The sequence below is a fragment of the Micromonospora sp. DT31 genome (assembly GCF_049841795.1).
In the GTDB taxonomy this organism is placed as follows: domain Bacteria; phylum Actinomycetota; class Actinomycetes; order Mycobacteriales; family Micromonosporaceae; genus Micromonospora.
Genome location: NZ_JBNCKZ010000062.1, coordinates 1 through 928, shown reverse-complemented (window position 1 = coordinate 928; position 928 = coordinate 1). Strand labels below are relative to the sequence as shown.

Below are 928 nucleotides of genomic sequence, written 5' to 3'. Positions count from 1 at the left end.
CGTTGCAGGGTGAGTAGTCCGGGTCGGTAGGGCAGGAGGCCGTAGTCGCCGCCGGAGTTGGGCGAGCGGCCCTGGTAGAGCAGTTGCAGGTTGCAGGGGTCGACGGTGAAGGTCTGGTCGGCGGTGGTGCGGATCAACTCGCCGTGGCTGATGTCGTTGGTCCAGGTCGCGCCGCTGTTGGCCTTGCCCGCGAACGGGTTGGACTCGGTGGCCGCCTGCGGCGTCCACGAGCCGCCCAGGCTGGTGGCGGTGAACGAGCGGAAGTAGCGGCCCTGCGAACCGATCGCCTCGACGATCATCAGGTAACGGGTCTGGCCCTGAAGCTTGTACACCTGCACCGCTTCGAACAGGTTGTTCGTCGAGTCCGACATGATCGTGGTGTAGTTCGACCCGAAACTGCCGGGGAAGCTGCCCAGGGGCATGCTGGAACGGTAGATCTTGCCGTTGTCACCGGCGAAGAACAGGTACATGTTCTGGTCATCGGCGATCAACGTCTGGTCGATCGGGCCGGTACCCGACCCGGAGATACTGCCGGTGAACAACGGCTGCGCCGAGGACCAGCCGTTCGGGTTCGTCGGATTCGTCGAGGTGCGGTAGGAGAACGCCGTCGGCCCCCACTGGTAGGCCAACACCCAGATGCTGCGCGGCGCGAAGTAGAACAGCGTGGGCGCGACCGTGCCCGAGGACATCGCGTTCTGCGACGCCGAGGCCATCTGCGACCAGTTCGAGAACAACCCGAAGTTCATCGACCCCCACGACGACCCGGTGTCGTGCGTCGTCGCGTACACCAGATGCTGCCCGTTGTACGGCACCACCGTGAAGTCCTTCAACGACACCCACCCCGACCGCGGCTGCGCCAACACACCCGTCGACGACCACCGGTACGACGACGGCAGACTGCACGTCCCACCCGGCGGCGGCGTCGTCG

The 928-nt window shown here is 65.7% G+C and carries 1 protein-coding gene; it reads right to left on the bottom strand.

All coding sequences use genetic code 11. The annotated features are described in order from the left end of the window. On the bottom strand, positions 1 to 928 hold a 928-nt coding region (locus tag ACLQ2X_RS28385), incomplete at both ends, for a non-reducing end alpha-L-arabinofuranosidase family hydrolase (RefSeq protein WP_425684139.1).